The organism is Pseudomonas sp. GW821-FHT01D09, assembly GCF_059422465.1.
Map to the genome: position 1 here is coordinate 53424 of NZ_JBWKWY010000009.1, position 13866 is coordinate 67289.

A 13866-nucleotide genomic window follows, 5' to 3' on the forward strand; every position below is an offset into this window, starting at 1 on the left:
GTTGGCGCTCATGGCTTCGATATCAAAGCCTCAATGGTTCAAGGGGCGGGCATCAACCCCACTTCAGCCTTCAACGCATTGATCAACATGTTTTCGTAGCTGAACCGCTTGCCCTGCATCGGCTCCCAGCGCTCGACATAAAACAGGCCGTTGTTGTCGACCTTGATCGGTGTCGACACGATCTCCCCGCTGCGCGAGCGATGCAGCAAGTGGTTCTGCGAGGGCGACGGGCGTTCGATCAGGAACAGGCCGGGCCGGTTCAGACGTGCCCTGTCCACCGCGACGAAGGGCGCCGGGGCTTGGATCCCGGCAACGCCGGCGTCCAGGATGAAGTCGCTGCGCAAGGCCCTGGTGTAAGGGCTGATCCCTTCGGAAACCGTCTCCCAGGCACCCGCTCGAATATTCTGCGCCAGCGCCGGGGCGGTGTCCCGGACATGCAGGCTGACCGCCCCCTGCAGTTGCGCGAGGCCAGGCACGCTCAGGTGGGTGTTGGTGTGCGCGCTGCCCACGAAGGCAACCCACTTGTGCGGTCCGTGTGCGGCCTGGTCGGCCTCGATTACCTTGGAGGCGAAGTAACTGAACAGCTGGTTGCGTGAGACGTCCGCGTCCCCCAACCCCTTGATGTGGTAACTGGCGGTGCAGTCCAGGGCGCGGATGCGCATGCCGTGCCGTGCCGCGATCTGGATCACTTCGGTGTAGGTATCGCTGCCTTTGTAGCCCGGCATATGGCCTCGATCCAGTTGCGCGAGGTGACGTTTGAGGTTATCCGGCAGCCGTTGTGTCTGCACAAATAGATCCAGCTCTTGCTGGTGCATATCGGTCAGCAAGTGCTCCACATACAACGTCTTGAACTCCAGCTCCTTGAGTGTCCCCATGTAGTCGCGCAGCAAGCGTTTGCTCGATTGCGCACTGTGCCCTTCACCGATCACCAGTCCTGAAAACTCACTGTGACGGATTTTCTCCAGCAGCGCCTCCGGGGTTTTTGGCAGGCCGAGGACGGCTGGCTCGGGCCTGGCCGGTGGCACGTGGCTGTCCAGGTAAGTGCTGGCATCCGCACTCAGGCGGGCCCGGGTGCTCAGAAACGCTCTGAAGGCTTCCTGATGCTCCGGGTTCTGCGGGAAGTAGCGCGTGTCCAGGCCATGCCGTGCTCCGGTCTGACGAGCGATGCTGTCCCTGAGAGGAGGGGCGATGTCGTATTCGTCGTAATGTGTCACCACCGCAGCTGCTGCGCTGGACGATGCTGGCGGCTCGGGCGCTTTGTATGGGGTCTGCATTGCCCACTGGTAATCGCCCCTGGGCAGCGCATCCCCCGCCAGGGCGCTGGGGGTGTCGACCCACACGCCCACGGGTTGGTCCGCGCCCACATCCACCACGCGCAACGCGACTGCGTCCTCTAAGTCCGCCAGGCCAGGCGTCTGCTCGAAAGTACGCAGCCGGGAATGATCCACCAGGGCAACCCAGCGTTCATCCTGCTCGCCGAGGGCATCGGCCTGAATGGCCTTGTGGGAGTAATAGTTTCTGATGCTGTTGCCGCGTGGTGTCGTCGGTGGGGTGTCGCCCATTTGCAGGGCGTCGTCCAGCCAATAGGAGGTTGAGGCATCCAGGGCCTTGATCTTAAAGCCCTTTTCCTGAGCCTTGCGTACCAGGGCGACGTAGGAGTACTCGGCGTCCTCGGCCAAGCCAAAGGCTTTGTCGACGGTCTTCAGGTGCCGCTCGATGTGCTGCCAGGATTTTCCGCTGTTGAGCTTCTCCAGTTTTGGACGAAATACATCACCGGGCAGGTACTCGATATAAAGGTGCTTGAAACCTTTGCTGATCAACGCGTCCATTTGTGTGACCAGCAGCTGTTTGCTGGCGATGGAGCCGGGTACCGCGCCAATGACCAGGTTCTTGTTACCGCTGAAGGCATCGCTGGCGAGCAGTTGTGCAAACGGCGTGCTGACGTCCAGGGCCGCAAGCTCGGCGCGGGCCGGCAACGGGTCAAGAGCCTTGAAAAAGTCCTGGGCGTCGCTGGCCAGGCGTTCGACCTGTTGCAGGTAGGCGGTGCGCAGGGATTTGAGTTCAATGGCGGCGCTTCCCAGGATCACGTTTTGCGAGCCGAAATCCCACTCCGAGCGCCGAAGTAACTCGGTGCGCACATCCGGGTCGAGTACCAGTTCCAGTTTGTTGGCGTACTTTGCCGGCATCTCATAAGGCTTGAGCGGCTCCGGTGTGTCGGGCAATTTTTCATACTTGGGCGCGCCACCGGTGACGCCGGTGCGGCGCCACACCCCTTGCGCATCAGGTGCCGCCACGCGAGTGGTGGAGATCAGTTTGCCGGTAGGCGGATCGAGTCGGTACAGCAAATACCGTCCGATCGGGTCCGGGGAGTTTTTCGCCCAAAGCAACTCGCCATCGAACAGCACTGCCTGCATGTCTGCCGGCGCAAGTGTCTGGGGTTGCAGGGGATGCACCAGCTTCAGGACCTCGCTCGTCGCAGCGGCGCTCTTGGCGACCTCGCGCAGGGCTGGTCTTGCAAGCTGTCTAAGGGAAACCAATGCCGGACGCAGGTCGGTGAACGCCGCGCCGGCGCTGTTCAGCACATAACCGATCAGGTGTTCCACGGCGGCACTCGTATCGCCTTGTTGATAGGCGTTCAGGGCCAGCATGCCGTCCTTGAACGCCAGCAGCATGCCCAGGCTCAGGCTGAGGATGGGAAACGGCGCAGTAGCAATGGCGGTGACCCACTCCACGCAGTTCCACAGGATCCCGGTAATCATCTGAGTGCGATTGAGCGTGGTGCCTTCAACGTCATCGATCTTGCGCTGCAGCTTCATGTCATACAGTGCCCGACGCAGATCCAGCAGGGGCGGCTGTGCACGGGTTGTGTCATAGCGGGCCGGGCTGGCGTCGGTTTTGTTCAGGTCCTCGGGCAGTTGTGCCTTGGCCTCCTCAAGGAAGGCACGGACCCGGACCTGGGACGGCGCGCCGACCCGCAAGGTGAAGTAGGCCACCATGCCGGGGATTTTTTTCAGCAGGTAATTGAACAACCGTGCTTCACGGAAGTTGATGCCGTCCGGGGCGTTGGGGGTATAGAGCAAGGTAGGGAACCCGGAGTGACTGAAAAGGAAATTGCCCATCACCCACTCGCCGTCCACCAGCAGGCGATGGATGGCGTAGGTGGCGCGTGTTTCTGTGGCGGTACTGTCCATGCTGGCGATACTGCGCTGCAGCCATTCCCAGTCGGGCGTGGCGATATCCCCTTGCAGCCGGCACTCCAGCGCGGCGTTCTGCATCTGGCGCTGGGTGATGCTCAGGGTCGCATTGCGTCGCAGGTCATAGTCCGCGCTGCCGGTGTTCAGCAACCGGGCCCTGACCTCATTGATGTAGTGCTGGCCGACCCAGGTGCCGGTGACCGAACGGGCGACCTTTTCGGCGGTGAGTGGGCTCAGATCAACGCCTGGCGGGCCTTTGAAACGGGCGGCGCGTGAGAACTTCTCGTCGATAAAACCCACGCCGTCGGCGTAGCCGTCGCGGTACAGCTGGGTGTAGGTCAGGGGCTGTGCCGCCTGGCCGATCAGTGCCGGCGGCGAGAAGGCCCACACGGTGTCGGGATCGATATCGTTCTGGCTACGCCCCAGCAGCTGGTTCAGGCGTTTTTTGGCCTGTTCATGCAGGTAGTGGGTGAAGCTGGGGAATTGTGCATCAGACAATGGGAAGTCGTTATAGGTGTACAAGGCCCCTTCGCTGTCTTCGGTCAGTTTCATCAGGTTCTGACGGTTGTCGGCGCTGGTGGAGCGATACCAACTGGGGGTGCTGAACTCATAGTCGTCGATACGGGTCGCCAGCACATGGGCTGACATGGCCTTGAGGCAGTCGGCGTGGCTGCCGATATTGCCAAAGCGGATTTCTTTGTATTCCTCGTCGTGAAACTTGAAGCTCAGGCCGCTCAGGACCCGCTTCATGGCCTCGCGAAACCGCAAGGCGACCCGCTTGATCAGGTAGTCGGTGAGGGTGCCCGGAGGCTGTCGGGTGCCGTTGTCCAGGCTCCAGCCAAGGATGTGGCGTTGGCAGGCGATTTCACTGTCGAACACCTGGAATTGCTGCTCCCGTGGTGCCTCGGGTGTACACAGCAGCAAGCGGATGACCGCGCCGTGGGCATTGCTTTGGCGCAGTACCCACAGGTCTTGCAACTGGGCTTCATGCAGCGACAGGGTCGCGGCGCTCAGGCGGCTGTCGGTGCCTTGGCGCAGATGCTGCACCAATTGAAAGTCATCCTCACTGAGGTGCCCTTGCAGCAGTGCGGTGTAGGCCAGTGCGTTGATCCGCTGGTCGAGCATCCGTTCAATCGCGAGGCTGACAGCGGGCTTGGCGTGCATCTGCTGTTGCGCATCGGCAAAGTCGATACGCGGTTGCAGGGTGCCGATCAACTGTGCGAGCCAGGCAGGAGTCAGCTCCTCGTAGGCCTTGGGCAGCGGCGCGCCTTGATAGGTGAGCGTGGTTTTGTTCAGGAAGTCCGAGCCCGTCAGGGCATCGCCGGCTTGCAGTCCGCGCAGGGCCAGGTCGACCAGGGTGCGGACATGCTCGTACTCGCCGATGGGATCTACGTAGCGCCGGGTGTTGACCTCCAGATGCTCTGGTGCCAGGTCGTGGATATCCAGTTCATCGCTCAAGCGTTCGAGCAGTTGATAGCGGGCCAGGGTTTGCGGGGTGGTGACCGGGCCCAGCAGGTCCAGCAGGGCTTGGCGGGCGTCGTTATAGCCCGCCAGGTGTTCGGCCAGCAGGGCGCGGCGGGTTTCGCTGGCGCTGCGGTACCAGTCCGGCGCGCTGTGGCGCAGGTGGCGTTCCAGCAAGCGCTGGGCGCGCCATTGCAGGCGCGCGCTGATGTCGGGCAAGGCCGCCGCAATGGCATGGTCCAGGGCGTCGATCAACTGAGCGGCGTCCTGTCCGGGGTTGTCCACCAGGCTCAAGGCTCGCTCGATGTCCTGGGTACGTTTGTCGATCAGGGCATTGTAGGTGTGTTCAAACAGCGGTTTGTCGTGGATCGGGGCCAGCGCCAGCGGCCAGATTGCCCCAGGCGTTATGTCGCGATAACGCACAGGCAGCAGCTGCATGAAGGCCCGCCGCTGTGCGACCGCGTCCATGGCTTGCAGCAAATGCGTGTTCAGTTGTGCCAGGGAGCCGAAGGATTCGATCCCCCGCGCAGGGGTGAACAACATGACTTCACCCACCGGTGGGGCTGAGGTCAGGTCGCTAGCCCGTGGGCTGGCGTGTTCGGTCAGGACAAAGGCGCCGGCCAGTTCGACAGTCCGTTCCTGATAAACAAAGCTCAGGGCGTACAGGCCGGGGCGCAGCGTGCTGCCCTGGGGGACACGCTCAAGCATGGCCTGTTGTTGCGGGTGCAGCAGGCGGTCGTGGGCGCTGAGGGCGGTTTCATTGGCCAGGGCGGTGAAACCGGCTTCAAAGATCATGAAGGATTTGCGCGGCTTGCCGTCGATCTGCTCGTTGCGATCAAGCGCCAGCAGATAAGGATTGAGGGTGCTCTTGAGGGTCGCCACCCGGGCGGGCAGATCGCCCTGGGTTATCCCTTGATAAAGGGCCCGGCTCTTGCTCAGAAACTGCTGCCGGTAACGGCTCAGGATGCCGTTGAGTTTTTCCAGGTAAGCCAGTTCTGCAGCGGGTTTGTGTGCGGGCAATAGCGCTGCTTCGACCTGGAGCAGGTGATGCCCGATTTGGTTGAGATGGCCCTTGATACCTTCAAAGGCCTGGGGGGTGGTGCTCACAGGCACGCTCTCCATGCTGGGGATTAGAACCCACAGCATGGGCAGGCGTGTCTTTGGCCGGGCGGTAGATAAGTAGCGGTACGCCGATCGTTCCCACGCTCTGCGTGGGAATGCCGCTTTGGACGTTCTGCGTCCGCTCCTGACGCGGAGCGTCAGAGGATGCGTCCCCACGCAGAGCGTGGGGACGATCAGGCGTCGATCGGGCGGCTAACCAAGCGCTCCAGTGCTTGACCCATCCCCGCCGCCTTGTCGCCCATCAACAGGTGCCAGACACCGTTATCCAGCCGGCTCATGCCTTGGCAACCGAGCGCGGTCAGCTGGGCTTCAGACACCGCCGAGTCATCCCCCAGTTGCACACGCAACCGTGTTATCGCCACCGCTTCCAGCCGGTGGACATTCCCTCGGCCGCCCAAGGCACTCAGCCATTGCTCGGCTTCTTGCACATTCACCGTCACGGGCTTATCCACCGGCGCAACCGCCGCAGGCGCAGTGGCCACAAACGACGGCATGGCCAGGCGAATCTCATCGGCAATGCTGTCGGCCATCGGCCCCACCACCACCTGCAAGCTGCCGCCATTGCCGGGGCGGACCACGGCCATCGCCCCCAGGGCCTTGAGCTCGGCGTCCACGGCCTTGTTGCGGTCCACCATGTCCAGGCGCAGGCGCGTGGTGCAGGCGCCGATGCTGAGCAGGTTGTCGGCACCGCCCAGGGCCCGGATATAGGCGGCGGCGCGCTGGTTGTCGGTCAGGGCCTCGCTCTGCACCACCTGGATATCTTCACGCCCGGGGGTCTTGAGGTTGAAGCGCCGGATGCAGTAGTTGAACACGCTGTAGTAGATCACTGCGTAAGCCAGGCCCACCGGGAACACCAGCCAGCCATTGGTGGACTTGCCCCAGCCCAGCACCATGTCGATGAATCCCCCGGAGAAGGTAAAGCCCAAGTGGATATTCAGCAGGTTGGTGACCGCCATCGACAGGCCGGTGAGCAGCGCATGCAGCAGGTACAGGAATGGCGCGAGGAACATGAAGGCGAATTCGATCGGCTCGGTGACCCCGGTCAGGAACGAGGTCAGGGCCATCGACAGGAAGATCCCGCCCATGATCTTGCGCCGTTCCGGCAGGGCGTTGCGGTACATCGCCAGGCACGCGGCAGGCAGGCCGAACAGCATCACCGGGAACATGCCGGTCATGAACTGGCCGCCTTTGGGGTCGCCGGCAAAGTAGCGGGTCAGATCGCCGGTGACCACCGCGCCGGTGGCCGGGTCGGTGAAGCTGCCGAACACAAACCAGGCCATGTTGTTGAGGATATGGTGCAGGCCGGTGACGATCAGCAAGCGGTTGAACACGCCGAATACAAAGGCGCCGAGGCTGCCGCTTTCCATCAGCAGTACGCCGAAGCTATTGATACCGTGCTGCACCGGTGGCCAGACCAGCCCGAAGATCACCCCCAGGCCCACCGCCGAAAACCCGGTGACAATCGGCACAAAGCGTCGCCCGCCAAAAAACGCCAGGTACTCCGGCAGCTTGATGTCCTTGAAGCGGTTGTACAGCGCCCCGGCCATCAGGCCACTGACGATCCCGGCGAGCATGCCCATGTTGATGGTGCTGTCCATCACCTTGAGGGTGGAGACCATCACCAGGTAGCCAATGGCCCCGGCCAGCCCGGCCGTGCCGTTGTTGTCGCGGGCAAAACCCACGGCGATGCCGATGGCGAAGATCAGCGCCAGGTTGGCGAAGATCGCTTGCCCGGCGTCGTGCATGACGGCGATGTTCAGCAGGTCGGTGTCACCCAGGCGCAGCAGCAGGCCGGCAATCGGCAGGATGGCGATGGGCAGCATCAGCGCACGGCCCAGGCGTTGCAGGCCTTCGATAAACAGTTGGTACATGGCGAGTCTCCTTTTTCTTGTTGTTGTCAGCTCAACGGCCAGTGCTGTTGACAGGCTTGGCGCACGGCCCTGGCGCTGCTCAGGTTGAGCAGGCCCTGGCTCAGTTGTCGGCATTGCGCGGCGTCCAGGTGGCGCACGCGGTCTTTGATTTCGGCAATTTGCGGCGGGCTGACGGACAGCTCCAGCACCCCCAGGCCGACCAGTACGGGAGTAGCCAGCGGGTCAGAGGCCAGGGCGCCACACACGCCGACCCAGCGCCCGTGTTTGGCCGCCCCGGCGCAGGTCTGGGCGATCAGGCGCAGCAGCGCCGGGTGCAGGGCATCGACCCGCGCGGCCAGGCCGGCGTGGTCGCGGTCCATGGCCAGGGTGTACTGGGACAGGTCATTGGTGCCGATCGACAAAAAGTCCGCATGCTCGGCCAGTTGCTCGGCCAGCAGCGCAGCGGCCGGTACTTCGATCATCACTCCCAGTTCCGGGCGCTGGGTCAGTTCCAGTTCGGCGCACAGCTCATCGAGGCGCTGGCGGATATGCAGCAACTCGTCGACTTCACTGACCATCGGCAACAGGATCCGGCAGCGTTGCAACGGGCTGACCTGCAACAGGGCGCGCAGCTGCTGGTCGAGCAGTTCCGGGCGCACCTGGGCCAGGCGAATGCCGCGCAGGCCCAGCACCGGGTTGGCCTCGGCGGGCAGGGGCAGGTAGTCGAGCTGCTTGTCGCCGCCCACATCAATGGTGCGGATGATCACGGACTTATCGCCCATGGCATCCAGGACGGCTTGATAGGCCTGGCGCTGTTCCTGCTCATCGGGTGCGGTGCGGCGGTCGACAAACAGAAACTCGGTGCGCAACAGACCCACGCCATCGGCGCCGTTTGCAAAGGCAAGCTGCGCCTCGCTGCTGGAGGCGACATTCGCCGCCACTTCAATGCTCACGCCATCGAGGGTATTGGCGGCGGCCTGGGCCTGGGCCTGTTGCTGCTGGCGGCGCAGCCGTTGCGCGTCACGGAACTGATGGACCTGGGCGTGCCGTGCCTCATCCGGCATGAGTTCCAGGCGCCCATTGCTGGCGTCCAGCACCACCCGTTGGCCTTGGGGCACATCCAGGACTTCACTGCCCAGGGCGACCACACAGGGCAAGCCTTTGCCCCGCGCCAGGATTGCCACATGGGAGGTGGCGCCGCCTTCGGCCATGCAGATACCGGCCGCGTCTTGCGCGCTCAATTGCAGCAGGTCCGAGGGGGTCAGTTCATGGGCGACGACAATCGCGCCCGCAGGCAATTCAAACTGCCAGGCCTCACCCAGCAGGGCGCGCAGCACCCGTTGCTGCAAATCCCGCAGGTCGTTGGCGCGTTCGGCAAACAACGGCTTGCCCAAGCCCAGCAACACCGCGCATTGGGCCTGGATCGCATCGCGCCAGGCGTGGGTGGCGGCGCTGCCTTGCTCGATGGCGCCGGTGGCGGCTTCCAGCAGGGTCGGGTCTTCCAGCAGTGCCAGGTGGGCGGCGAAGATCTCTTCTTCCTCCACGGCCTTGCGCTGGCGGGCGTGGTCCAGGGTGTTGCGGATTTCGCCGCGTACCTGTTCCAACGCACTGTCCAGGCGCTGCAATTGCTCATCGCGCCCATGGTTGCCCGGGTCTTGCGGCAATTCGATGGTATTGAGGCGCAACAGCGGCCCGCAGACCAGCCCGGGAGCGGCACACACGCCCTGCAAGACGCCCGCTTCGCTATGGAGCGGGCGCGCAGCGGCGATCACCGGGGCCTGCACGTGTTCGCCGGGGGTGACCGACAGGGCCGCGACCAGTGCCTGCAACGCCGCGTCGCAATCTTTGCCCTGGCAGGTGACCTGTACCTCGTCCTGCTCACCAATGCCCAGCCCCATCAGGCCGATCAGGCTGGCGCACGACGCCGATTTACCGGCGAAATGCAGCTGCGACTGGCTGCTGAAACCCTGGGCGGTCTTGCGGATCAGGGCTGCGGGGCGCGCATGCAGGCCGCCGCGATGGGTGATGCGCACGCTGGCGCTGGCATGGGCCTGGGAGTGGTCGGACACAGGCTGCACGGCGGCAGGCTGACGCGCGACGATGCGCAACAGGGCTTCACCGACCTTGACCGTCTTGACGGCCACCGGGCGCAACTCGAACTGCTCGCCATTGGTGAGGATGATCAGGCTGACCAGGCTTTTGCACTGGCGAGCGATGCGGTCCAGGTCAAAGCGCACCAGGGGCTGCCCATTGCTGACCCGCGCACCTTGCTTGACTAGCAAGGCAAAGCCTTCGCCATTCAATTGGACGGTATCGATGCCCACATGCAGCAGCACCTCGGCGCCATTGTCGGCGCGGATCGTCAGGGCGTGGCCGGTACGGGCGACATGGATCACCACACCGGCGCACGGCGCATGCAGGCAGTCGTTGAGGGGGTCGATGGCAATCCCGTCGCCCATGGCGCCACTGGCGAACACCTCGTCAGGCACGTTGCCCAGGGTCAGCACCGGTCCGCTGAGGGGGGCGCTGAGGGTGAGGTCATTATTATTGTCGGGCATGGGCACGGTACTCATCAGGAAACGACAGAAATCAACTCAGTGGGTGCGGGTGACTTTGCTCAGGTGGCGGGGCTGGTCCGGGTCCATGCCCCGGGCCTGGGCCAGGCCTGCAGCCATCACATAGAAGCTCTGGATCGCCAGGATCGGGTCCAGGGCCGGGTGTTCGGCGCGGCTGAGGGTCAGGTCGCGTTCGGCAATATCGTCGGGCGCGGCCAGCAGCACCCGGGCCCCGCGTTGGCGCATCTCCGTGGCCAGGCTCAGCAGGCCCGGCTGCTCGGCGCCACGCGGGGCGAATACCAGCAACGGGTAGTTGTCATCGATCAGTGCCATCGGCCCGTGGCGCACTTCGGCGCTGCTGAAGGCTTCGGCCTGGATCGCCGAGGTTTCCTTGAGCTTGAGCGCGGCTTCCTGGGCGATGGCAAACCCGGCGCCACGGCCGATGACCATCAGGCGCTGGCAATCGCGCAGGGCGTCGATGGCCAGGTTCCAGTCCTGGGTCGCCGCTTCGCGCAGGCCGGCGGGCAGGGCGTGGCAGGCTTCGAGCAGGCCGTCTTCCTGGTTCCAGTGCCCGACCAACTGGGCGCTGGCGCTCAAGGTGGCGATAAAGCTCTTGGTCGCGGCCACGCTGCGTTCGGGGCCGGCGCACAGCGGCACATGGAATTCGCAGGCGGCTTCCAGGGGCGAATCTTCGGCATTGACCATCGACACACTCAAGGCCCCGCGCTTGCGCAGCAGGCGCAGGCTGTTGACCAGGTCCGGGCTTTGCCCCGACTGGGAGAAACCGAAGGCCACCTGGCCGCTGACTTTCAGCGGCGCCTGCGCCAGGGTCACCACCGACATCGGCAGCGACGCCACGGGCACGCCCACGTGCTGCATGGTCAGGTAGGCGAAATAGCTGGCGGCGTGGTCCGAACTGCCACGGGCCACGGTCATCGCCACTTGCGGCGGCTGGCGGCGCAGGCGCCCGGCGACCTCGGCCAGCAGCGGGCCAAGGCATTGCAATTGGGCCGCGACGGCCTCACAGGAGGACAGGGCCTCTTCAAGCATTTTTGAAGTCAATGGTTTCTCCTTCGACCATTACGTCGGTGAGGTGCAGGGAGCGGTCCAGGCGCACGCAGTCGGCAAAGCTGCCGGGGTGCAGGCGGCCGCGTTGTTCCAGGCCCAGGTAATCCGCAGGAAATTGCGACAGGCGCTGTGAGGCTTCGCTGATGGGCAGGCCGATTTTCACCAGGTTGCGCAGCGCCTGATCCATGGTCAGGGTGCTGCCGGCCAGGGTGCCGTCGGCCAGGCGTACGCCGCCCAGGCATTTGGTCACGGTGTGGCTGCCCAGCTTGTATTCGCCATCGGGCATGCCGGCGGCGGCGGTGGAGTCGGTGACGCAGTACAGGCAGGGAATCGAACGCAAGGCCACGCGCATGGCACCGGGGTGCACGTGCAGCAGGTCCGGGATCAGTTCCGCGTAGGTCGCGTGGGCCAGCGCGGCACCGACGATGCCCGGTTCGCGGTGATGCAGCGGGCTCATGGCGTTGTACAAGTGGGTAAAGCTGGTGGCGCCGGCCGCCAGGGCGGCGACGCCTTCCTCATAGCTGCCCAGGGTGTGGCCGATCTGCATGCGCACACCGCGTTGGCTGAGGGCGCGGATCAGGCCGTCATGCCCGGCGATTTCCGGGGCAATGGTGATCACCCGGATCGGCGCCAGGCCCAGGTATTGCTCGACCTCGGCCATCAAGGCGGTGTGGGCGAAGTTGGGCTGTGCGCCGAGTTTTCCCGGATTGATGTAGGGCCCTTCCAGATGCACCCCCAGTACCCGGGCGCTGCCGGCCGGGCGCTGTTCGCAGAACTGGCCGAGTTCGCCGAGTACGCGGGAGATTTCCTCGACCGGCGCAGTCATGGTGGTGGCCAGCAGTGAGGTGGTGCCGAAGCGCACATGGGTGCGGGTGATGGTCTCGAAGGCGCTGCTGCCTTCCATGATGTCCTTGCCGCCGCCGCCGTGCACATGCAGGTCGATAAAACCCGGCAGCAGGTAGGGCAGGTCGTTGTCGGCTGGGTCGCAAGGCACGCCTTCGATGGCCGTCACCTTGCCTTTGTGGTGCACCAGGCGGCCGCGGATCCAGCCGTGGGGCGTGAGGATATTGTCTTCGGACATGGCAGTTCTCTAAGGCCGCAGTTCGGCGGCAAAGTCATAGCGACGCAGCTCTGCGACAAAGTCGTAGTAGTCGTTGCGGCAGTAGGTGTCGGTGATCTCGATCGGCGTGTTGTCGGCGGTGTAGCCGACCCGGGTCATCAGCAGCATGGCGGTGCCAGGGGCGATACCCACCAGGGCGGCGAATTCGTCCGAGGCGTTGATGGCCTGGATGTGTTGCAGGGCCCGCACCACCGGTTTGCCGATGCCTTCGAGGTATTCGTAGAGCGAGCTGCCGATGGCCTGGGGGTTGGGAATGATCGAGGCGGGCAGGGTGCTCATTTCAATGGCCATCACGGTGTCATCTGCCTTGCGCAGACGCTTGAGCCGCGCCACTTTGGCGGTGGGCGACAGGCACAGGCGGATCAACTCCTCATGGGTCGGCGGGGTGATTTCCCGCTCCAGCCATTGGGAGCTGGGCACAAAGCCTTTGAGCCGCAGCATCTCGCTGAACCCCGAAAGGCGCGACAACGGCTGCTCCAGGCGCGGCGTGATAAAGGTGCCGGAGCCCTGGTTGCGACGAATCAGGCCTTGGGCGAACAACACTTCCAGCGCTTTACGGGCCGTCACCCGGGAAATGCTCAACTGCTCGCTGAGCGCGCGTTCGGAGGGCAGGGCCTGCTCGGATTTCCACTGGCCGGCATGGATCGCCGCTTCCAGGCTGCGGGCCAATTGCAGGTACAGCGGGGTGGATTGCTTGTCGTCGGGGCGCAGGGCCTGGATAGGATTCATCTGTGGGTTTCCGATGCGGTTATTGGAGTGTTGTCGCCCGGTAATGGCTGGAAATTAATACCACTTAAATACCATGTCAATGCCGCCAAAAGCGTGCAAAGCCGGGTTTTATGGGGCTTTTTCAGGGGGTGCTATCAAGTGGTATTAGAGAGGTCTGTGTCGGGCGCAGAAATGCACAGCCCCTGCCGATGAAATGGTATTCACCGGCAGGGGCTGGAGGGGGGGCAGGTTTTTTTTGAATTATTTTACGAACGGTCGCGGTTACGGGCGGATCTCGATCATCGTGCCGTCCTTGACCAGGTTCCACACTTCGCGCATGTCGACATTGCGCATGCCGATGCAGCCGTCGGTCCAGTCCAGGGTATGGAGCCACTGTTCCGGGTATTCCTCACTGTCTGGCGTGCCGTGGATCATGATCATGCTGCCGGGCTTGACCCCTTCGCGACGGGCGCGGGCAGCATCGCTGATATTGGGGTAGGAGATATGCATGGACAGGTTGAAGCGATCGCTGGTCTTGCGCCAGTCGATCCAGTAGAAGCCTTCCGGGGTGCGGCGGTCGCCTTCGATCAGTTTGTGGCCCTTGGGGTTCTTGCCCAGGGAGATGCGGTAGGTCTTCAGCGGTTTGCCATCGTTGATCAGTTGCAACTGATGGGCGGACTTGAGCACCAGGATCTTCTCGACGGTTTTACCGCCCAGGGTTTGCAGGGAGGTAGCGCACGACAGCGTGGCGAACGACAGGCAGAGCAGAGCAAGCAACCAACGCATTG

The 13866-nt window shown here is 63.8% G+C and carries 7 protein-coding genes; all 7 read right to left on the bottom strand.

Features of this window, described 5'->3' with window-relative positions:
- Positions 1 to 38: 38 nt before the first annotated feature.
- Positions 39 to 5762 (bottom strand): membrane-targeted effector domain-containing toxin, encoded by a 5724-nt coding sequence (locus AC07W7_RS11520; RefSeq protein WP_495039345.1) that lies wholly within the window; start codon positions 5760 to 5762, stop codon positions 39 to 41.
- Between the two features lie 188 nt (positions 5763 to 5950).
- Complete coding sequence (gene nagE / locus AC07W7_RS11525) at positions 5951 to 7648, bottom strand: N-acetylglucosamine-specific PTS transporter subunit IIBC (protein ID WP_076962097.1); 1698 nt, start codon at positions 7646 to 7648, stop codon at positions 5951 to 5953.
- A gap of 26 nt (positions 7649 to 7674) precedes the next feature.
- A complete protein-coding gene (ptsP, locus tag AC07W7_RS11530; protein WP_495039346.1) occupies positions 7675 to 10185 on the bottom strand; it encodes a phosphoenolpyruvate--protein phosphotransferase in 2511 nt (836 codons plus the stop codon).
- Between the two features lie 36 nt (positions 10186 to 10221).
- A complete protein-coding gene (locus AC07W7_RS11535; protein WP_495039362.1) occupies positions 10222 to 11232 on the bottom strand; it encodes an SIS domain-containing protein in 1011 nt (336 codons plus the stop codon).
- On the bottom strand, positions 11225 to 12331 hold the full coding sequence (gene nagA, locus AC07W7_RS11540; protein ID WP_076962100.1) for an N-acetylglucosamine-6-phosphate deacetylase: 1107 nt from the start codon (positions 12329 to 12331) through the stop codon (positions 11225 to 11227). The genes AC07W7_RS11535 and nagA overlap by 8 nt, the downstream gene beginning before the upstream one ends.
- Before the next feature lie 9 nt (positions 12332 to 12340).
- Positions 12341 to 13099, bottom strand: coding sequence for a GntR family transcriptional regulator (locus tag AC07W7_RS11545; RefSeq protein WP_076962101.1), 759 nt, complete (start codon positions 13097 to 13099; stop codon positions 12341 to 12343).
- Positions 13100 to 13360: 261 nt separating this feature from the next.
- On the bottom strand, positions 13361 to 13864 hold the full coding sequence (locus tag AC07W7_RS11550; protein ID WP_076962102.1) for a L,D-transpeptidase family protein: 504 nt from the start codon (positions 13862 to 13864) through the stop codon (positions 13361 to 13363).
- Positions 13865 to 13866: the final 2 nt, after the last annotated feature.

Excerpts from the sequence above, each read along its gene's own strand:
- nagE (WP_076962097.1), bottom strand. The coding sequence starts at position 7,648 with ATGTACCAACTGTTTATCGAAGGCCTGCAACGCCTGGGCCGTGCGCTG.
- AC07W7_RS11535 (WP_495039362.1), bottom strand. The coding sequence starts at position 11,232 with ATGCTTGAAGAGGCCCTGTCCTCCTGTGAGGCCGTCGCGGCCCAATTG.
- AC07W7_RS11545 (WP_076962101.1), bottom strand. The coding sequence starts at position 13,099 with ATGAATCCTATCCAGGCCCTGCGCCCCGACGACAAGCAATCCACCCCG.
- ptsP (WP_495039346.1), bottom strand. The coding sequence starts at position 10,185 with ATGCCCGACAATAATAATGACCTCACCCTCAGCGCCCCCCTCAGCGGA.
- nagA (WP_076962100.1), bottom strand. The coding sequence starts at position 12,331 with ATGTCCGAAGACAATATCCTCACGCCCCACGGCTGGATCCGCGGCCGC.
- AC07W7_RS11550 (WP_076962102.1), bottom strand. The coding sequence starts at position 13,864 with ATGCGTTGGTTGCTTGCTCTGCTCTGCCTGTCGTTCGCCACGCTGTCG.